The following is a 281-nucleotide window of genomic DNA, read 5'->3' on the forward strand; positions in this document are numbered from 1 at the left end:
GCAGGCGCTTGGCCATGGCGGCGAGCGTCTCGTTCTTCGCATCGCCGGCAACGAACTGCCAGATCGGCGTGTCGACCCAGCCGGGCGACACCGCGTTCACGCGGATCGGCGCCAGCTCGATGGCCAAGGCCCGCACCAGCCCTTCGAGCGCGGCGTTGACGGCGGCGACCACCGAGCCGCGCGCCGCCGGCCGGTAGGCGGCGATGCCGGAGACGAAGGTGAGCGAGCCGGTTGCCGAAAGCTTCGGCGCGCCATGCTTGGCTAAGAGCAGCGGCCCGTAG

Annotated in this window: 1 protein-coding gene; it reads right to left on the minus strand. The window is 71.9% G+C overall.

Going from position 1 to position 281, the window contains the following annotated elements:
• On the minus strand, positions 1-281 hold a 281-nt coding region (locus tag EN861_RS35085), incomplete at both ends, for an SDR family oxidoreductase (protein ID WP_135928262.1).

Source organism: Mesorhizobium sp. M8A.F.Ca.ET.218.01.1.1 (assembly GCF_004791165.1).
Lineage (GTDB): Bacteria > Pseudomonadota > Alphaproteobacteria > Rhizobiales > Rhizobiaceae > Mesorhizobium.